Source organism: Pseudomonas sp. LBUM1656 (assembly GCF_059716065.1).
The window spans coordinates 6,216,850-6,235,649 of record NZ_CP166800.1; the positions used below are offsets into that span (position 1 = coordinate 6,216,850).

Sequence of the window (18,800 nt, forward strand, 5' to 3'; positions counted from 1 at the left end):
CTTTTCAGGAATCGTCGTCATGCAGCGGGTTATCAGGGATGCGCAAGCCACACCGGAGGGGATGAGTGCGCTGCAAGCCAAAGTCGCCCTCATCCAGAAACACTTTCCGCCGACCGTCGCCAGCCTCTTCGCCATCCCGCGGATGGGCAGCGGTGACGTGCTGGAATGGTGGACCGAACTGGGTGGCCAACCCACGCCCTATGCCGACCTCAACGAGGACGCGCAACGACGCTTGCTGGAAACCTATGAAGTGCGTCAGACGTCCTTGGGACAGCTGGCGGACGAACTGCAAAAACGCGGTCAGCCCACCGTAGCGGATGACCTGCGCAGCCTGCTCGGCACCCCCGAGCTGGACAAACTCTACAGCCTCAACGGCGAGCCGCTGGTGGTGCGCTGGAACCAGCGTCCGCCCAAACCGATCGTGCCGCCGGTTGTTCCGGTGGTGCCCGTCGTACCGCCGTCGCGCCGTGGCTGGTGGATCGCGGCGGCCTTGCTGGCGCTGCTGTTGCTGCTTCTGGCGCTCTGGGCTTACTGGTGGTTTATGCACCGTGAACCCGTCGTCGTGGTCCCACCTGTAGCGCCGGTGGTGACACCGGTCGAGAAACCGGTTGAGCCTGTTCCCGAGCCTGTCGTTGAGCCGGAACCAGTGCCGGAACCGGTACCAGAACCGGAACCCGTGCCAGAACCAGTACCGGCACCCAAGCCTGTTCCGCCGCCAAAACCAGTGGTCGTCGCCCCGCCACCGGCACCAACGCTGGACAACTTCGCTTGCCGCAAAAAAGCGCCGAACGCCGAGATTCCGCAATTCGTGGTGGTGCTCGACACCTCGGGCTCGATGGATTTGAACATCAAGTCAGTGAAAGCCGACGAGGACTGGTTCTTCGGCAATGAGCTCAATAAGTACCTGGATGTGAACCGCACCACGCAGATCTTCGCCAAGCCCAGCCGCATGGACGTCGCCAAGGACTCATTGGCCGGCATGATCAACGGGCTCGATCCGAAGATCGACACGCGCCTGATCACCTTCGCCGGCTGCGAAAGCACACCGGACCAGGGCGTGTTCAAGTTTGGCGACCGCCAGCGGCTGATCAACGGGATTCGAGGCCTGGTGCCCAACGATGGCACACCGCTGGCCGACAGCCTGGCCCACGCGGCGAGCACCGTCGACGGGCGCAATAACGATGCGGTGATCGTGATGTTCGTCGACGGTGAGGACGGTTGCCAGAAAGACGTCTGCGCGGTCTCGCGCCAAATCGCCAGGGAACAACCGCGCTTGCGGGTCAACGTGGTGAAAATCGGTGCCGGTGGCCCGTCACGTTGCATCGCTGAAAACACCGGCGGCCGGGTTTACAGCAGCACCAACGCGGCGGAGCTGGGCAAACAGTTGAAACTGGCGAGCAAGGAAGTGTCGAGCAACGCCAAGTGCGATTAGTCGTCTGCCTGGGCAAACCCCAGTAACAACGCGGCGACTTCCAAGACTTCATCCAGGGCCGCTTCGGCGGCCTTGGCTGAAGGTTGCAACAACAGGTCATCGGCGTAGCCCATCGCTTGCGCAAAGATCTGCCGCGCTGCCCGTTCCGGAGAAGCACAGCGAAACACCTCAGTGACGACACCGTGCTCGATGATCTGCGCCAGCATCGCCTGCCATTGTTTGTTGACGACCAGGTAAGCAGCGGCCAGCTCGGCGTCGTGCATCGCTTCATCCCACGCGTCCAGCCACAGCGCCCAGCCATCGTCGGCGGAGGCCGGCAGACAATCCTTCAGAAACCCCTGCAGAGCCGTCAGCGGTGCAACGCCCGTCAGCGGTGCGCGGACCTCTTCCAGCTGTTCGTTGGCAAAACGTACGAAGGCTTCGCGTCGCAACTCCTTCCAGTCCGTGAAGTAGTGATAGACGTGACTGCGTGACAACCCGGCGTGTTCAGCCAGATCACGGGTAGACACATCGGCGAAACCTTTGCTGCGAAACAGCTCCAGGGCGGCGGCGATGATCTGGTCTTTGCGTTCAGTGCGCGACATTTGGAAATAACCTCGTGACGCCGGGTAGATGGACGGCGCTTGCTTCTTGAGCGGTCGCTCAAGGATACTTGAGCAGTCGCTCAATAGTAGCGTTTATCTTCCTTTCGGTGCACCCATGACAGCCGTCACCCCACACATCCTGATCGATGAAAGCAAAAAACTCGGTCAGCAATCCGCCAGCCAGACGCTCAAGGCCATTGCCAGAGCCTATCCTGGAAAGCTGTTTTTCACGTTATCGCTGGTGGCGCTGGAGAACGCGCTGCTGCTGGCGTATCCGCTGTTCGCCGGGTTCGCCGTGGACTCGATCATCCGCGGCGATGCCACCAGTGCGCTGTTCTACGCGCTGGTGGTGTTGGCGTTCTGGGTGGTTGGGGCCGCACGCAGGGCGGTGGATACGCGCACGTTTACGCGAATCTACGCCGACCTCGCCGTGCCGGTCATCCTCAATCAGCGCCTGCAAAACCAAAGCACTTCCACATCGGCGGCGCGGGTGGTGCTGGCGCGCGAATTCGTGGATTTCTTCGAGAAGCACGTGCCGACCATTGCCACGGCGCTGGTGTCGATTGTCGGCGCGGCAGTGATGCTGCTGGTGATCGAGCCGTGGATTGGTCTGGCCTGCCTGGTGGCGTTGCTGTTGTGCATGACCTTGCTCCCACGGTTCGCCCGGCGCAATCAGGCGCTGCATGAGCGGTTGAATGATCGGCTGGAGAAAGAGATCGGGCTGGTCGAGAAAGTCGGCGCTGATACGTTGCAGCGCCACTATCGAGTGCTGTCGCGGCTGCGAATCTGGCTCTCGGACCGTGAGGCAATCGCCTATCTGTTCGTAGGCTCGGTGGCGGCGGTGCTGTTTGTGATCGCCATCAGTCAGCTGGCACTGTCGCCGGCGGTGAAGGCGGGGCATGTGTATGCGGTGATGACGTATCTGTGGACGTTTGTCAGCAGTCTGGATGAAGCGCCGTCGATGGTGGATCAGTTGGCGCGATTGAAGGATATCGGCAAGCGGGTTGATCCGGGGCTTGGGGATAAGTCCGAGAATTGAGTTGAGCCCTTCGCGAGCAAGCCCGCTCCCACAGTTTGATCTCTGTCGTACACATGTTCTGTGTTCACTGGAGATTCAATGTGGGAGCGGGCTTGCTCGCGAAGGCTATTTCAGCAGCGACTCAACGAAACCGGTCAACCTCTTGGCGCAAGTCTGCCGCCAGCTTCTCCAGCTCTTTGGCAGTCACGGCAAGGTTCGACACCACTTCGCGCTGCTCACTGTTCGCCAGCGCAATGCTTTGCAGGTTGCTGCTGAGCAACGTCGCGGTGCTGCTCTGCTCCTGAGTTGCGGTGGTGATCGCCGCGAATTGCTGGCCCGCCGAACGGCTCTGCTCATCAATCCGCGCCAGGGCCGAGGCCACGTTGGCGTTGCGTGACAAGCCTTCCTGCATCAGCACATTGCCTTGTTCCATGGTGCTGATGGCGTTGCCGGTTTCCTGCTGGATGCTTTGAATCATCCCGGAGATTTCATCCGTGGCCTGACGCGTACGCGAAGCCAGGTTGCGAACCTCGTCGGCGACCACCGCAAAACCACGACCCTGCTCACCGGCACGGGCGGCTTCGATGGCCGCGTTCAGCGCCAGCAGGTTGGTCTGATCGGCGATCGAGGTAATCACCCCGACAATGCCGCCGATTTCCTGGGAACGCTGACCCAAGGTATTGATCACTGTTGCTGTGCTGTTCAACGCGCCAGCAATTTGCTCAAGCGACGAAGACGCTTCATCCATCGACGTACGACCGATCTGCGTTTGCTGTGCGTTTTCCTGCGCCAGACGCTGGGTGTTGCCCATGTTGTCGGCGATGTTCAGCGAAGTCGCGCTGAACTCTTCCACGGCGCCGGCCATGCTGGTGATTTCGCCCGACTGCTGCTCCATCCCTTCATAGGCCCCACCGGACAGGCCGGACAACGCCTGGGCACGGCTGTTGACCTCGCCCGAGGCCTTGCGGATGTGCTCGACCATGGTCGACAAGGCCTGGCTCATCTGGTTGAAGGCACGGGCCAGCTGACCGATTTCGTCATTGCTCGATACGCTCAGGCGCACGCTCAAATCACCGGCACCCAGGGCTTCCGCCTGACGCACCAGATCACCCAGCGGCGCAAGTTTGCTACGCAAAAGCCAGACTGCCGAGCCGACCGCGATCAACATCGCCAGCAGACTGCCGATCGCCAATTGAATGCCGACACTCCAGGTCACGGCGCTGATTTCGGCTTGCGGCATGCTCGCCACCACCGACCATGGGCCGCCTTCGAACGGCACCGCCACGCTGTAGAAGTCTTCGGACTTGTCGCTCCAGAAGTCACCCTTGCCCGGGGTTTTCGCCAGATCGACGATGGCCGGGACTGCCTGATCCAGCGCTTGCACGCCTGCAATCGGCACCAGCCACTTTTTCTGCTCGTCGAGCAACGCCAGGGAGCCAGTCTGGCCGATACGGAAGCGCTTCAGATTCTCGAACTGCGCGTTCTGCGCGTCGGTGTAATCGAATCCTACGAACAGCACGGCAATCACCTTACCGCTGCTGTCGCGCACGGGCGTGTACTGCGTCATGTAGGAGCGATCGAAGAGCAAGGCGCGACCCACGTAGCTCTGCCCCGCCATCAAGCGCGCATAGGCCGGATTAGCGTGATCCAGCAAGGTGCCGATGGCCCGGTTGCCGTCCTGCTTGGTCAGGGAGGTACTGACCCGAACGAAGTCTTCGCCGCTGCGCACGAACACCGTCGCAACGCCCGCGGTCATTTGCTTGAACTCGTCCACTTCCTTGAAGTTGTTGTTCAACACTTCGCTGCCCAGATGCAATCCAGGCGTCTGCGCGCCCGCCACGGCCACCGGCTCGTCCGGGTGCACGCTCAAGCCCGCGCTGAAGCGCTTCTCGAACAGGCCGGCCAGACGCTGGGTGCTCTCACGCAACGTGCCGTGAAAGGTACTCAACTGATCGGCCAGCAACCGGGCTTCACTGGCCAGGTGCTCTTCGCGGGTGGCGAGGTTGGCGGTGTCCAGCGAGCGCAAAGCGAACACGGTACTGCCAGTGATGACAATCGCCAGTATCACGGCAAGCGCAAGACCAAGCTGTGAGGCGATCCGGGCACGAGGTTGAGACATGACAGCTCCTGGCCGAGTGACCGGATCATCCTGATCACGATGCGCACTCGGCAAAATTCTAATAAGGGGAATTACCTGGAACCAGCACGAAGGTCCCACCTGCAGATTTTCGGCGGCAAACCTGAATACTTGAGCAATTAGCGGGGATATGGCGCAATGCCTCTATTGCAGAGGCTCTAACGATTCAGCTCAAGCGCTCGACCTCCGGTAAATCCATGGTCCGGACCTCGCCTTGCAAGAAATCGCTGAGGCGGCGCAAACGTTCACCTCCCGGGCGGGTTTTTGGCCAGACGAGGTAATAATTCTCTCCGCTGGCGACAGCCGTCGGCCAGGGCAAACTCAGGCGACCCTGAGCGACATCCTCCGCCACCATCAGCAAATCGCCCATGGACACGCCGTAGCCCCGCGCAGCGGCGATCATGCCCAGCTCCAGCGTGTCGAACACCTGGCCACCCTTGAGCGATACCTCATCGGCCAACCCCATGCGCGCCAGCCACGTTCGCCAGTCGCGGCGGTCCGGCGTCGGGTGCAGCAGTTCGGTGCTCGCCAGACGCGCCACGTCCCACGGCTGATCCTTCAGCAGATTCGGCGCGCCCACTGGAATCAGCTCCTCTGGAAACAACAACGTCGCTTCCCAATCCGGCGGGAAATGGCCGTTGCTGAGGATGACGGCGCAGTCGAAGGGTTCGTGGTTGAAGTCCACGGTGTCGATGTCCATCCAGGCACTGGTCAATTGCACTTCGTTGCCCGGTTGCAAATGGCGGAAACGGCTCAGCCGCGCCAACAGCCAGCGCATGGTCAACGTCGACGGGGCTTTCATGCGCAGGATGTCGTCTTCGGCGCGCAAGGTGTTGCAGGCACGTTCCAGCGCGGTAAAACCTTCACGAATGCCGGGCAAGATCAGCCGCGCCGACTCGGTCAGTTGCAGGTTGCGTCCGCTGCGATGAAACAGCCGGCAGGCAAAATGCTCTTCGAGGGTACGAATGTGGCGACTCACCGCACTCTGGGTGATCGACAATTCTTCAGCGGCACGGGTAAACGAGCTATGCCGCGCCGCCGCTTCGAATGCGCGCAGGGCATACAAGGGAGGAAGACGACGGGACATTCGGAAAGCTCCTATAGCGCGGTCACGCCACGTTAGCAGAAACTTGTCAGCATGAGTCTGACTCATGCCACCCATCCTTTTTATCCCTTTGTGAAAAGCCCGCGGAGCGCCGAGAATCGGCTCTCTCCTGTTTACACTGAAATCGAGGCGTGATGACCATGCAGCATCCAGCACGTACCGAACTCTGGGCCATCCTGCGGCTGGCGGGGCCGTTGATTGCCTCGCAGTTGGCGCACATGCTGATGGTCCTCACCGACACCTTGATGATGGCGCGCCTGAGTCCGGAAGCGCTGGCCGGTGGTGGCCTGGGCGCAGCGACCTATTCGTTCGTGTCGATTTTCTGCATCGGCGTGATTGCGGCGGTCGGCACCCTGGTGGCGATCCGTCAGGGCGCGGGCGACATCGTCGGCGCCGCGCGACTGACCCAGGCCGGACTGTGGCTGGCGTGGTTGATGGCGCTGGTAGCCGGTCTGCTGCTGTGGAACCTCAAACCGGTGTTGCTGCTGTTCGGCCAGACCGAAACCAACGTCCAGGCCGCCGGGCAGTTTCTGCTGATCCTGCCGTTCGCCCTGCCCGGCTACCTGAGCTTCATGGCCCTGCGCGGCTTCACCAGCGCCATCGGCCGGGCGACACCGGTAATGGTCATCAGCCTCGGCGGCACCGTGGCCAACTTCCTGCTCAACTATGCGTTGATCACCGGGATGTTCGGCCTGCCGAAAATGGGCCTGGTGGGTATCGGGCTGGTCACGGCGATTGTCGCCAACCTGATGGCCGTGGCGCTGGCGCTGCACATCCGTCGGCATCCGGCTTACGACGCGTATCCACTGCGTCAGGGTCTGTCGCGGCCTAACCGTCAGTACCTGAAAGAACTGTGGCGCCTCGGCCTGCCCATCGGCGGCACCTACGCGGTGGAAGTCGGTTTGTTTGCGTTCGCCGCGCTGTGCATGGGCACCATGGGCAGTACGCAACTGGCGGCGCACCAGATCGCCCTGCAGATTGTTTCGGTGGCGTTCATGATCCCGGCGGGGCTGTCTTACGCGATCACCATGCGCATCGGCCAGCATTACGGCGCCGGGCAGTTGCTGGATGCGCGCCTGGCCGGTCGGGTCGGGATCGCCTTTGGCGCGGCGTCGATGCTGGGCTTTGCCATGGTCTTCTGGTTCCTGCCGAATCAGTTGATCGGCTTGTTCCTGGACCACAACGACCCGGCGTTCCGAGACGTCATCAATCTGGCTGTGAGCCTGCTGGCGGTGGCCGCATGGTTCGAGCTGTTCGACGGCACGCAAACCATCGCCATGGGCTGCATTCGCGGGCTCAAGGACGCCAAGACCACGTTCCTGGTCGGGCTGGGATGCTATTGGCTGATCGGTGCGCCGGCGGCGTGGTGGATGGCGTTCAATATGAACTGGGGGCCGACGGGCGTCTGGTGGGGATTGGCGCTGGGGTTGGCGTGCGCAGCGGTGAGTTTGACGCTGGCGTTTGAGTGGAAAATGAAGCGGATGATTCGGCGGGAGCCGTCGTCAGGAACAAGTTTCCAGATCGCCCAGCCAGACTGAGATCCCCTTGTGGGAGCGGGCTTGCTCGCGAAGGGGGCGTGTCAGTCGACATCTACGTTAACTGACACACCGCTTTCGCGAGCAAGCCCGCTCCCACATTGGATTCGGGTTAAACCACCACTCCCAGAGCGGGCTGCTGGCTGCTGCCAAACGTCAGATATTCAACCAACTCCGCCAACGGCAATGGCTTGCTGATCAGATACCCCTGCACCTGATCGCAACCAAACCCGCGCAACAAATCCAGTTGCTCGGCCGTCTCCACGCCTTCGGCCACCACTTCAAGATTGAGGTTGTGCGCCAGGTTGATCATCGCGTGCACCAGTTTGCGGTTCTCTTCGCGCTCTTCCATGCCCCCGACAAAGCTCTTGTCGACCTTCAGCAAGGCGATCGGCAGGCTGTTGAGGTGCACGAACGACGAGAACCCGGTGCCGAAGTCATCCAGCGAGAAGCGCACGCCCAGGCGCCCGAGCGCGTCCATGGTCTGCTTGACCAGATCGCTGCGGCGCATCACGGCGGTTTCGGTCAGTTCGAATTCCAGCCATTGCGCCTCGACGCCGCGTTCGGCAATCAGCCGACTCAGGGTCGACAGCAACTGGCTGTCCTGAAACTGCCGGAACGACAGGTTGATCGCCATGTGCAGCGCCGGCAAACCGCGTTCGCGCAGCGCCTGCATGTCCCGCAGGGCCCGGGAAATCACCCAGTAACCCAGCGGCACGATCAAGCCGCTTTGCTCGGCCAGTGGCACGAACTCGCTGGGCGCCAGCAAGCCGCGCTCGGCATGCCGCCAGCGCACCAGGGCTTCGAGGCCGACGATCTGACCGTCCTCAAGGTTCATGCGAGGCTGGTAATGCAATTCCAGCTCGTCGCGACGCAAAGCCCGGCGCAGCTCGCTTTCGAGGTCGGCCATGCTGCGGGCATTGCGGTTGATGCGTTCGTTGAAGATATGAAAAGTGCAGCCCTGAGTGCTCTTGGCCTGCTGCATGGCGATGTGTGCGTGCCACATCAACGGGTCGGCACCGGCCTGGGCCCGGGCGTGGGCGATGCCCAGGCTGGAGCCGATCAACAGGCTTTCGCCATCGACCCAGTAAGGCTCGGCCAGGGCTTCGGTGATGCGTTCGGCCATCCATTCGGCACGCTGAGGCGCACGGCGGGTGTCGATCAGCAGGGCGAATTCATCGCTGCCCAGCCGCGCCAGTTGATCGCCGGCCTCCAGCTGGCTTTTCAGCCGCGCGACCACTTGCAGGATCAAGCGGTCGCCGGCCTGGTGGCCGAGGGCATCGTTGGCGTGACGGAAGTTGTCGAGGTCAAGGTGACCGAGGGCCAGGCCACGGCCGTCGTTTTCCGCCAGACGCGCGGCCAGCAAGGTCTGGAAACCCTGGCGGTTGGCGATGCCGGTCAGCGGGTCTTGCTCGGCCAGGCGTTGCAGGGTGTGTTCCAGCAAGCCGCGTTCACGCACATGGCGCAGGCAGCGACGCAACATGCCAGGATCGAGATGATCACGCACCAGCCAGTCGCTCACGCCATCGGGCGGCGTCAGTGGCTCGTGCTCCAGCAATAACACCGTCGGCAAGCTGCAACGGCCAGGAAGCGGCTGAAGCGCAGGAATCGTCAACAACACCGCGCTGCGGTTGTCATCGAACAGACTGCTGACCGACTCCCAGCTCGGCGCGCTGATGAGCACGGCCGAGCTCCCCATCGGAGCCAGACACTCGCGCAACAACGCTGTCCACGCCGGCTCTTCAGCCAGTAGCAGCAAACGCAAGGGTTCGACAGGCGTAGACAAGCTAGCTCCCTAGACTCTGCAAAGATGTAGGCGGCAGGCATTATGCCGCGCCATCAACCAATGACCAAATGACATCAGTTATCAAACGTGGCTTTGTGTCTGGAATACGAACATTAGCCGCAAATACACCGCGCATCCTGCTTGAAAGTATCAAAACCGGCAATTAGAGAAAGCGTGTTGCGTCACAAGTCGGAGAGAGCAGCACAATTCGCTGAGCCTGTTAAAATGCCGGCCCATTTCACAAACGACTCCCTGATTTCGTATGTCCCGACTCAATCCCCGGCAGCAAGAAGCCGTGAGCTACGTCGGCGGCCCTCTTTTGGTGCTCGCCGGTGCAGGCTCCGGCAAGACCAGCGTGATCACCCGCAAAATTGCGCACCTGATCCAGAACTGCGGCATCCGCGCCCAGTACATCGTCGCCATGACCTTCACCAACAAGGCCGCGCGCGAGATGAAGGAACGGGTCGGCACCCTGCTCAAGGGCGGCGAAGGCCGTGGCCTGACGGTGTGCACCTTCCACAACCTGGGCTTGAACATTATCCGCAAGGAACATGTGCGCCTGGGCTACAAGCCGGGCTTCTCGATCTTTGACGAAACCGACGTCAAAGCCTTGATGACCGACATCATGCAGAAGGAATACTCGGGCGACGACGGCGTCGACGAGATCAAGAACATGATCGGCTCGTGGAAGAACGACCTGATCCTGCCGCCCGAAGCCCTGGAAAACGCGCGCAACCCCAAGGAACAGACCGCCGCCATCGTCTACACCCACTATCAGCGCACGCTCAAGGCGTTCAACGCGGTGGACTTCGACGACCTGATCCTGCTGCCGGTGAAGCTGTTCCAGGAACACGCCGACATCCTCGAAAAATGGCAGAACAAAGTCCGCTACCTGTTGGTGGACGAATACCAGGACACCAACGCCAGCCAGTATTTGCTGGTGAAGTTGCTGATCGGCACGCGCAATCAGTTCACCGTGGTCGGCGACGACGACCAGTCGATCTACGCCTGGCGCGGCGCCCGCCCGGAAAACCTGATGCTGCTCAAGGACGATTACCCGTCCCTGAAAGTCGTCATGCTCGAGCAAAACTACCGCTCCACCAGCCGCATCCTGCGCTGCGCCAACGTGCTGATCTCGAACAATCCCCACGAATTCGAAAAGCAGCTGTGGAGTGAGATGGGCCACGGCGACGAGATCCGCGTGATCCGCTGCCGCAACGAAGACGCCGAAGCCGAGCGTGTGGCCGTGGAACTGCTGACTCTGCACTTGCGCACGGACCGGCCGTACAGCGATTTCGCAATCCTGTATCGCGGTAACTACCAGGCCAAGCTGATCGAACTGAAGCTGCAGCACCACCAGATTCCGTATCGACTGTCCGGCGGCAACAGCTTTTTCGGACGTCAGGAAGTGAAAGACCTGATGGCCTACTTCCGCCTGATCGTGAACCCGGACGACGACAACGCCTTCCTGCGGGTGATCAACGTGCCACGCCGGGAAATCGGTTCGACCACGCTGGAGAAGCTGGGCAACTACGCCACCGGGCGAAAAATCTCGATGTATGCCGCCACCGACGAAATCGGCCTGGGCGAACATCTGGATGCGCGCTTCACCGATCGCCTGTCGCGCTTCAAGCGCTTCATGGACAAGGTCCGCGAGCAGTGCGCCGGCGAAGACCCGATCTCCGCGCTGCGCAGCATGGTCATGGACATCGATTACGAGAACTGGCTGCGCACCAACAGTTCCAGCGACAAGGCCGCCGATTACCGCATGGGCAACGTGTGGTTCCTGATCGAGGCGCTGAAAAACACCCTGGAGAAAGACGAAGAAGGCGAGATGACCGTTGAAGACGCCATCGGCAAACTCGTGCTGCGTGACATGCTGGAACGTCAGCAGGAAGAGGAAGACGGCGCCGAAGGGGTGCAGATGATGACCTTGCACGCCTCCAAGGGTCTGGAATTCCCTTACGTGTTCATCATGGGCATGGAAGAGGAAATCCTCCCGCACCGTTCCAGCATCGAAGCCGACACCATCGAAGAAGAACGCCGCCTGGCTTACGTCGGGATTACCCGCGCACGTCAGACCCTGGCCTTCACCTTCGCCGCCAAGCGCAAGCAATACGGCGAGATCATCGATTGCGCGCCGAGCCGCTTCCTCGATGAACTGCCGCCGGACGACCTGGCGTGGGAAGGCAACGATGACACGCCGGTCGAAGTTAAAGCGGTTCGCGGAAATACCGCATTGGCTGATATACGCGCGATGTTAAAGCGCTAGAATTGCCTACTTTTTAACCAAACACTTTTTACAAGCTGGGCGCACCCGGCGCCAGTAGAGGAACGCTTCATGGAAGCACTGCACCAGAAAATTCGCGAACAAGGCATCGTGCTTTCCGATCAGGTCCTGAAGGTCGACGCCTTTTTGAACCACCAGATCGACCCGGCCCTGATGAAGCTGATTGGCGACGAGTTCGCTGCGCTGTTCAAGGACTCGGGCATCACCAAGATCGTCACCATCGAAGCCTCCGGCATTGCCCCGGCGATCATGACCGGCCTGAACCTCGGCGTGCCGGTGATCTTCGCCCGCAAGCATCAGTCCCTGACCCTGACTGAAAATCTGCTGTCGGCGACCGTTTACTCGTTCACCAAGCAGACCGAAAGCACTGTGGCGATCTCCCCGCGCCACCTGACCAGCAGCGACCGCGTGCTGATCATCGATGACTTTTTGGCCAACGGTAAGGCGTCCCAGGCGCTGATCTCGATCATCAAACAGGCCGGCGCGACCGTGGCCGGTTTGGGGATCGTGATCGAGAAGTCGTTCCAGGGTGGTCGTGCGGAACTGGATGCACAGGGTTATCGGGTTGAGTCGTTGGCCCGTGTGCAGTCGCTGAAGGATGGCGTTGTCACCTTCATCGAATAACCCGCAACACCGCATTTCCCCTGTGGGAGCCAGCCTGCTGGCGATGGCGTCGTGTCAGTCAACATCTTCATGACTGACAGACAGCCATCGCCAGCAGGCTGGCTCCCACAGTTGGTTTGTGTTGGCTGTTATTGCGCGGTGGCTTTGAGGCCGGTGAGCAGCAAACGCTGGAACAAATCCTCTTTCAGCCCTTCCGGGTTCGTCAGCTGCATCCGCTCCAGATGCTCCGGGTATTGCGAAGCCTCAGGCGCATCCAGCGCAGCCTTGCCCAGCTCCAGAATCTCCGTGAGCTTGAACTTGCTCTTCAGCCAGTTCAGCGCCCGTAACAAGTCCCGCTCTTCAGCGGTGAAATCACACCCCAGCGGATACTCCGGAAACAAATTCGGATGCAGCGCCTGAATCGCCTGCAAGCGCTCCGGGCTGTTGTCGGCAAAACGCGGATCGATACGGAAACCCTTCGGCAACTTGCCAGCGCTCTGTGCCTGCTCGATCAACCCCGACTGGAAGCGTGAGTCACTGATATTCAGCAACGCCTCGATCACCGCCGCATCGGTCTTGCCGCGCAGATCGGCGATGCCGTATTCAGTGACCACAATGTCCCGCAGATGCCGCGGGATCGTGCAGTGGCCGTATTCCCAGACGATGTTCGAACTGACTTCTCCGCCCGCCTCGCGCCAACTACGCAGGAGCAGCACCGACCGCGCGCCTCCCAGCGCATGGCCTTGGGCAACGAAGTTGTATTGCCCGCCAACACCGCTGAGCACTCGCCCGCTTTCGAGCTGATCGGCCACGCCCGCACCGAGCAAGGTCATGGTGAACACGGTGTTGATGAAGCGCGCATCCAGGCGCTGCAAGCGTTTGAGTTCTTCCTGGCCGTAGAGCTCGTTGATGTAACTGATGCGGGTCATGTTGAATTCGAGCCGCTTGCTTTGCGGCAGCTCGCGCAAGCGCTCGTAGAAACTGCGCGGCCCGAGGAAAAACCCGCCATGCACGCTGATGCCGTCGGTTTGTGCGGCCTCGTCGAGGGTGCCGGCATTCGCCTGTTGCTGGGTCGGGACGTCCGGGTAGACCTTGCGCCGAATGATCCCGGCGTCAGCCAGCACCAGCAAGCCGTTGACGAACATCTCGCTGCAACCGTAAAGGCCTTTGGCGAACGAATCGATGCCGCCCTCGCGGTCAATCAACTGCGCCCACTGGCTGAGATTGATATCAGCCAGCAACGCCTTGTAACCGTCATTGTCGGCCTGGCGCGCCAGCAATGCTGCGGTCAAGGCATCGCCCATGGCGCCGATGCCGATCTGCAAGGTGCCGCCGTCGCGCACCAGTGTGCTGGCGTGCAGGCCGATGAAGTGATCCTGGAAACCCACGGGCATGTTCGGCGTGGAGAACAGCGTGGTGTTGTCCTTCTCGTCGATCAACAGGTCGAACGCGTCGATGCCGATTTCGGCGTCTCCCGGCATGTAGGGCAAGTCGTTGTGGACTTGCCCTACCAACAGAATCGTCTCCCCCGCTTCCCGGCGCTTGGCGATCATCGGAAACAGGTCGAGGGTGATGTCCGGGTTGCAGCTCAGGCTGAGGCGATCGGGATGCTCGGAATGGCTGGCCACCAGTTGCGCGACCAAGTTCAAACCGGCCCCGTTGATGTCCCGCGCGGCGTGGCTGTAGTTGCTGCTGACATAATCCTGCTGGGCTGACGCGCTATGGAGCAGGCTGCCGGGCTGCATGAAGAATTGCTGAACATGGATATTCGCCGGCAGGTTGTCTTTGTGCAGGCCGGCGAGGAAATCCAGCTCCGGATAATCGCCGAACACTCGCTCGATGAAGGGTTCGAGAAAGCGTTTTTGCAAACCGTCGCCCAAGGCAGGACGACCCAGGCACAGGGCGGTGTAAATGGTCAGCTGCCGTTCGGGCAGTTGCGCGATGCGCTGGAACAACGCGTTGACGAAGTGGTTGGGTTTGCCCAGACCGAGGGGCAGGCCCATGTGGATATGCGCCGGCAACCGTGCCAACACATCATCAACCGCCTGCTCGATAGAACACAGCTGCACCATCTGATCCTCCCTTACATTCCGTGAATTGGGGTTGGACCGAGCTTGCCGGGCCTTTGCTGCAAAGAATAGTCCTCGAACACAAATCGCAGGCACAAAAAAGCCGCTCGCAAGCGGCTTTTTTGCTGAAGATGAAGGCTTATTTCAGGCCGGACATCTTCTGGATCGCGCCTTTGAGATCGGCATCAGTGCAGTCGGCGCAGGTGCCTTTAGGGGGCATCGCGTTGACGCCGGAGATCGCCTTCGCCAGCAAGCCGTCAAGGCCGCCTTCTTTCTTGGCGCGGTCGCCCCAAGCTGCGGCATCACCGATTTTTGGCGAGTTCAGCAGGCCTGTACCGTGGCAAGCGTTACAATGTTTTGCAATCACTGAGTCAGGGGTTTTGGCATCACCGCCGCCCGCCGAAGCAGCGACTTCCATCCCCTTGCACTCTTTACCCTGAACGCAGACTTGGCCGACGGGCTCAAGGCGTTTGGCAATATCGTCGTTCGTCGCAGCTTGAGCGCTGACAGCCCATAGGGCCAATACGGTTGCTGGTGCAGCCAGCATTTTCATAATTAGGTTCACGCGTTCACCCTCAATGGTGGCTAGTCACGCCCACGGCCACGGTTCGCAGGCGGGCGCAAGTATAACGGTAAGCCCGCCGCACTGAAACAACCCCAAAGTCGAAGGGGTCTTATGCGTGGCGGAAAAACAACTCGGGCACCTCCGCAATACTGGCGGGACGCCTCTTTTCTTAGAAATTCGCTGGAGTAGCTGCGCTGATTAGTCGCGCAGGCGCATCGAACGGATTACGGAAACGGTGTGGCTTGGTACTTTCAAAGTAGTAGCTGTCGCCAGCTTCGAGCACAAAAGTTTCGAGCCCGACCACCAGTTCCAGTCGCCCTTCCACCAGAATGCCGGTTTCCTCGCCCTCATGGGTAAGCATCTCGTCACCGGTGTCGGCGCCAGGCGGGTAGATTTCATTGAGGAACGCGATAGCCCGGCTCGGATGCGCCCGACCGACCAGTTTCATGGTCACTGCGCCATCGGAAATATCGATCAGCTCGTTGGCTTTGTAGACGATCTGCGTCGGTTTTTCCTGCAGGATTTCTTCGGAAAAGAACTCGACCATGGACATGGGAATCCCGCCCAGTACCTTCCTCAGCGAACTGATCGAGGGACTGACGCTGTTCTTCTCGATCATGGAAATCGTGCTGTTGGTGACGCCCGCGCGCTTGGCGAGCTCACGCTGGGAAAGACCTTTGAGCTTACGGATGGATTGCAGTCGTTCACCGACGTCCAATGCTGGAGCCTCCAGGGATTCAGGTTGTAGAAATATTGAGCGTTATCATGGCGACAGCGTTCAGTATTTACAACACTTTGGCCTGAATCCTGTTCAGCCAAACGACTTCCGGTACGGCCTGCTGACCGCTAACCCTCGGAATAGAGCTTTGGCACCCGGCGCAGGTTGCAGAAGATCTGATAGGGGATCGTGTCAGCGGCGGCAGCCACCTCGCTGGCGAGGATGTTTTTGCCCCACAACTCGACGGTCGAACCCAGGCCGGCCTGCGGCACATCGGTCAGATCGATGCAAAGCATGTCCATCGACACCCGGCCGATCAACTGGCTGCGCTGCCCGGCGACCATCACCGGCGTGCCGGTCGGTGCCTGACGCGGGTAACCATCGGCATAACCCATGGCCACTACGCCGACGAGCATCGGCTTGGGGGTGATGAATTTGGCGCCGTAACCGATCGGCTCGCCGGCCGGCAGTTCACGCACGCAGATCACTTTCGATTCCAGGGTCATCACCGGTTGCAGACGGGACGCCACGGCGTTGGCTTCTTCAAACGGCGTGGCGCCGTAGAGCATGATGCCCGGGCGCACCCAGTCACTCGGGATCTGAGGCCATCCCAGCACCGCCGGCGAATTGCGCAGGCTGACCTCGGCGGACAACCCCTGACGCGCCGCTTCAAACACCGCAACCTGCTCGGCGCTGGCCTGCTCGTGCAACTCATCGGCACGGGCGAAGTGGCTCATCAAAACGATTTTCGCCACATTGCCGCTGGCCAGCAGCCGTTGATAACCCGCCTGATAATCCTTTGGATGCAAGCCAACCCGGTGCATGCCTGAATCGAGTTTGATCCAGACCGTGATCGGCTTGCTCAACGCGGCGTTCTCGATGGCTTCGAGCTGCCACAAGGAATGCACCACGCACCAGAAATCATGCTCGACGATCAGCGCCAGCTCATCGGCTTCGAAAAAACCTTCCAGCAACAACACCGGCGCACGAATGCCGGCGGCGCGCAGCTCCAAAGCCTCTTCGATACAGGCGACGGCAAACCCGTCCGCCTCGGCTTCCAGCGCTTGGGCGCAACGCACCGCACCATGGCCGTAGGCATCCGCCTTGATAACGGCGAGGGCTTTGGCTCCCGAGACTTCACGGGCGATCTGGTAGTTGTGACGCAGGGCTTGAAGGTCGATCAGGGCACGGGCTGGACGCATGGCGGCAGACTTCTAGGCGGTCATGGAAATAAAAACCGGCGCTGGCTGACGGCGTGAACCGCCAACCGCACCGGGAGAGGGATCTTTCTGACAGGCTTATGGCAGAGCGGCTACAACCGACAGCTCAACCAGGATTTCCGGTTCGCACAGTTTCGACTCAACGGTTGCGCGGGCCGGGGCGACACCTTTTGGCAGCCACTTGTCCCACACCGCATTCATGCCTTCGAAATGCGCGTCGATGTCTTTCAGGTAAATCGTCACCGACAGCAAACGACTCTTGTCGGTGCCTGCCAGGTCGAGCAAACGCTCGATATTGGCCAGGGTTTCACGGGTCTGCTGTTCAATCCCGGCACTCATGTCGTCGCCGACTTGCCCTGCCAGATAGACGGTGCCGCTGTGGACAACGATCTGGCTCATGCGCTCATTGGTGAGCTGGCGCTGGATTGACATGTTTTGCGGACTCCTGGGTTTTGTTTCCATAGCGAGAAATATCGAGGCCTTCGGCGCTGATCTGCGGCGATTTCTTCGCCATCAGGTCAGCCAGCAAGCGACCGGAGCCGCACGCCATGGTCCAGCCGAGTGTGCCGTGACCGGTGTTCAGGAACAGGTTTTTGAACGGTGTGGCACCAACAATCGGCGTGCCGTCCGGGGTAGTCGGACGCAGACCAGTCCAGAAACTCGCCTGGGCCAGATCACCGCCCTGAGGATAAAGGTCGTTGACGATCATCTCCAGGGTTTCGCGTCTACGCGGGTTCAGCGACAGGTCAAAACCGGCTATCTCAGCCATGCCACCGACGCGGATGCGGTTGTCGAAACGAGTGATCGCGACCTTGTAGGTCTCGTCGAGAATGGTCGACGTCGGGGCCATCGCTGGGTTGGTGATCGGCACGGTCAGGGAGTAACCCTTGAGCGGATACACCGGGGCCTTGATGCCCAGCGGCTTGAGCAGTTGCGGCGAGTAGCTGCCGAGTGCCAGGACGTAGCGGTCGGCCGTTTCCAGCTTGCCGTCGATCCACACGCCATTGATGCGATCACCGGCAAAGTCGAGTTTCTGAATGTCCTGACCAAAACGGAATTCCACGCCCAGTTTCACGGCCATTTCGGCCAGTCGAACGGTGAACATCTGGCAGTCGCCGGTCTGGTCGTTCGGCAGGCGCAGGGCACCGGCGAGGATATCGGTGACGCCGGCCAGCGCCGGTTCAACCCGAGCAATGCCAGCGCGGTCGAGCAGTTCGAACGGCACGCCGGACTCTTTCAAAACGGCGATGTCTTTCGCGGCGTTGTCGAGCTGAGCCTGGGTGCGGAACAGTTGGGTCGTACCGAGGCTGCGGCCTTCGTAGGCAATGCCGGTTTCGGCACGCAGTTCGTCGAGGCAGTCACGGCTGTACTCGGACAGACGGACCATGCGCTCCTTGTTCACCGCGTAACGGCTGGCGGTGCAGTTGCGCAACATCTGCGCCATCCACAAGTATTGGTCGATGTCGGCGGTGGCCTTGATCGCCAGCGGTGCGTGGCGCTGCAGCAGCCACTTGATGGCTTTCAGCGGCACGCCCGGCGCGGCCCACGGCGAGGCATAACCCGGCGATACCTGCCCGGCGTTGGCGAAACTGGTCTCCATGGCAGCGGCTGGCTGACGGTCCACCACCACCACTTCGAACCCGGCACGCGCCAGATAATAAGCACTGGTGGTACCGATGACGCCGCTACCCAAGACCATAACGCGCATTTTCATATCCCTCATCGCGGCTTGCCGCTG

General features: G+C 60.8%; 15 protein-coding genes. 5 read left to right on the forward strand and 10 right to left on the reverse strand.

Going from position 1 to position 18,800, the window contains the following annotated elements:
• The first annotated feature begins 19 nt into the window (after nt 1-19).
• Nucleotides 20-1,432 (forward strand): vWA domain-containing protein, encoded by a 1,413-nt coding sequence (locus tag ACA072_RS28265; RefSeq protein WP_497622044.1) that lies wholly within the window; start codon nt 20-22, stop codon nt 1,430-1,432.
• Here ACA072_RS28265 and ACA072_RS28270 read toward each other — a convergent pair.
• Nucleotides 1,429-2,016, reverse strand: coding sequence for a TetR/AcrR family transcriptional regulator (locus tag ACA072_RS28270; RefSeq protein ID WP_497622046.1), 588 nt, complete (start codon nt 2,014-2,016; stop codon nt 1,429-1,431). The genes ACA072_RS28265 and ACA072_RS28270 overlap by 4 nt on opposite strands.
• A gap of 115 nt (nt 2,017-2,131) precedes the next feature.
• Between ACA072_RS28270 and ACA072_RS28275 the strand changes: the two genes are divergently transcribed.
• Nucleotides 2,132-3,055, forward strand: coding sequence for an ABC transporter six-transmembrane domain-containing protein (locus tag ACA072_RS28275; protein WP_497622048.1), 924 nt, complete (start codon nt 2,132-2,134; stop codon nt 3,053-3,055).
• A 121-nt stretch (nt 3,056-3,176) separates the two neighbouring features.
• Here the strand turns inward: ACA072_RS28275 and ACA072_RS28280 are convergent, their stop codons facing one another.
• Nucleotides 3,177-5,153, reverse strand: coding sequence for a methyl-accepting chemotaxis protein (locus ACA072_RS28280; protein ID WP_497622050.1), 1,977 nt, complete (start codon nt 5,151-5,153; stop codon nt 3,177-3,179).
• A 184-nt stretch (nt 5,154-5,337) separates the two neighbouring features.
• On the reverse strand, nt 5,338-6,258 hold the full coding sequence (locus ACA072_RS28285; RefSeq protein ID WP_497622051.1) for a LysR substrate-binding domain-containing protein: 921 nt from the start codon (nt 6,256-6,258) through the stop codon (nt 5,338-5,340).
• A 158-nt stretch (nt 6,259-6,416) separates the two neighbouring features.
• On the opposite strand from ACA072_RS28285, the gene ACA072_RS28290 reads away from it, so the two are divergent.
• Complete coding sequence (locus ACA072_RS28290; RefSeq protein WP_497622053.1) at nt 6,417-7,814, forward strand: NorM family multidrug efflux MATE transporter; 1,398 nt, start codon at nt 6,417-6,419, stop codon at nt 7,812-7,814.
• A gap of 109 nt (nt 7,815-7,923) precedes the next feature.
• On the opposite strand, the gene ACA072_RS28295 is transcribed toward ACA072_RS28290, so the two are convergent.
• The gene (locus ACA072_RS28295) at nt 7,924-9,597 is read right to left on the reverse strand and encodes a putative bifunctional diguanylate cyclase/phosphodiesterase (protein WP_497622054.1); all 1,674 of its coding nucleotides are present in this window, start codon (nt 9,595-9,597) and stop codon (nt 7,924-7,926) included.
• Nucleotides 9,598-9,859: 262 nt separating this feature from the next.
• Between ACA072_RS28295 and rep the strand changes: the two genes are divergently transcribed.
• Nucleotides 9,860-11,869 (forward strand): DNA helicase Rep, encoded by a 2,010-nt coding sequence (rep, locus tag ACA072_RS28300; protein ID WP_109626691.1) that lies wholly within the window; start codon nt 9,860-9,862, stop codon nt 11,867-11,869.
• A gap of 69 nt (nt 11,870-11,938) precedes the next feature.
• Nucleotides 11,939-12,511, forward strand: coding sequence for a xanthine phosphoribosyltransferase (locus ACA072_RS28305; protein WP_109626693.1), 573 nt, complete (start codon nt 11,939-11,941; stop codon nt 12,509-12,511).
• A gap of 128 nt (nt 12,512-12,639) precedes the next feature.
• On the opposite strand, the gene ACA072_RS28310 is transcribed toward ACA072_RS28305, so the two are convergent.
• From ACA072_RS28310 to dadA, 6 genes are all read right to left on the reverse strand, one after another.
• Complete coding sequence (locus tag ACA072_RS28310) at nt 12,640-14,562, reverse strand: acetyl-CoA hydrolase/transferase C-terminal domain-containing protein (protein ID WP_497622057.1); 1,923 nt, start codon at nt 14,560-14,562, stop codon at nt 12,640-12,642.
• Nucleotides 14,563-14,698: 136 nt separating this feature from the next.
• Complete coding sequence (locus ACA072_RS28315) at nt 14,699-15,112, reverse strand: c-type cytochrome (protein WP_461959406.1); 414 nt, start codon at nt 15,110-15,112, stop codon at nt 14,699-14,701.
• A gap of 181 nt (nt 15,113-15,293) precedes the next feature.
• Nucleotides 15,294-15,842, reverse strand: coding sequence for a cupin domain-containing protein (locus ACA072_RS28320; protein WP_007947433.1), 549 nt, complete (start codon nt 15,840-15,842; stop codon nt 15,294-15,296).
• A 128-nt stretch (nt 15,843-15,970) separates the two neighbouring features.
• Entirely contained in the window at nt 15,971-17,044 is a 1,074-nt protein-coding gene (gene alr / locus ACA072_RS28325; RefSeq protein ID WP_497622059.1) for an alanine racemase, read from the reverse strand.
• Between the two features lie 96 nt (nt 17,045-17,140).
• Nucleotides 17,141-17,494 (reverse strand): RidA family protein, encoded by a 354-nt coding sequence (locus ACA072_RS28330; protein ID WP_109626698.1) that lies wholly within the window; start codon nt 17,492-17,494, stop codon nt 17,141-17,143.
• Complete coding sequence (dadA, locus tag ACA072_RS28335; protein WP_497622061.1) at nt 17,466-18,770, reverse strand: D-amino acid dehydrogenase; 1,305 nt, start codon at nt 18,768-18,770, stop codon at nt 17,466-17,468. The genes ACA072_RS28330 and dadA overlap by 29 nt, the downstream gene beginning before the upstream one ends.
• Between the last annotated feature and the right edge of the window lie 30 nt (nt 18,771-18,800).

What these genes read in the sequence shown, in the direction of transcription:
- ACA072_RS28265 (WP_497622044.1), top strand. Translation starts at nt 20, where the DNA reads ATGCAGCGGGTTATCAGGGATGCGCAAGCCACACCGGAGGGGATGAGT.
- ACA072_RS28270 (WP_497622046.1), bottom strand. Translation starts at nt 2,016, where the DNA reads ATGTCGCGCACTGAACGCAAAGACCAGATCATCGCCGCCGCCCTGGAG.
- ACA072_RS28275 (WP_497622048.1), top strand. Translation starts at nt 2,132, where the DNA reads ATGACAGCCGTCACCCCACACATCCTGATCGATGAAAGCAAAAAACTC.
- ACA072_RS28280 (WP_497622050.1), bottom strand. Translation starts at nt 5,153, where the DNA reads ATGTCTCAACCTCGTGCCCGGATCGCCTCACAGCTTGGTCTTGCGCTT.
- ACA072_RS28285 (WP_497622051.1), bottom strand. Translation starts at nt 6,258, where the DNA reads ATGTCCCGTCGTCTTCCTCCCTTGTATGCCCTGCGCGCATTCGAAGCG.
- ACA072_RS28290 (WP_497622053.1), top strand. Translation starts at nt 6,417, where the DNA reads ATGCAGCATCCAGCACGTACCGAACTCTGGGCCATCCTGCGGCTGGCG.
- rep (WP_109626691.1), top strand. Translation starts at nt 9,860, where the DNA reads ATGTCCCGACTCAATCCCCGGCAGCAAGAAGCCGTGAGCTACGTCGGC.
- ACA072_RS28305 (WP_109626693.1), top strand. Translation starts at nt 11,939, where the DNA reads ATGGAAGCACTGCACCAGAAAATTCGCGAACAAGGCATCGTGCTTTCC.
- ACA072_RS28310 (WP_497622057.1), bottom strand. Translation starts at nt 14,562, where the DNA reads ATGGTGCAGCTGTGTTCTATCGAGCAGGCGGTTGATGATGTGTTGGCA.
- ACA072_RS28315 (WP_461959406.1), bottom strand. Translation starts at nt 15,112, where the DNA reads ATGAAAATGCTGGCTGCACCAGCAACCGTATTGGCCCTATGGGCTGTC.
- alr (WP_497622059.1), bottom strand. Translation starts at nt 17,044, where the DNA reads ATGCGTCCAGCCCGTGCCCTGATCGACCTTCAAGCCCTGCGTCACAAC.
- ACA072_RS28330 (WP_109626698.1), bottom strand. Translation starts at nt 17,494, where the DNA reads ATGTCAATCCAGCGCCAGCTCACCAATGAGCGCATGAGCCAGATCGTT.
- dadA (WP_497622061.1), bottom strand. Translation starts at nt 18,770, where the DNA reads ATGCGCGTTATGGTCTTGGGTAGCGGCGTCATCGGTACCACCAGTGCT.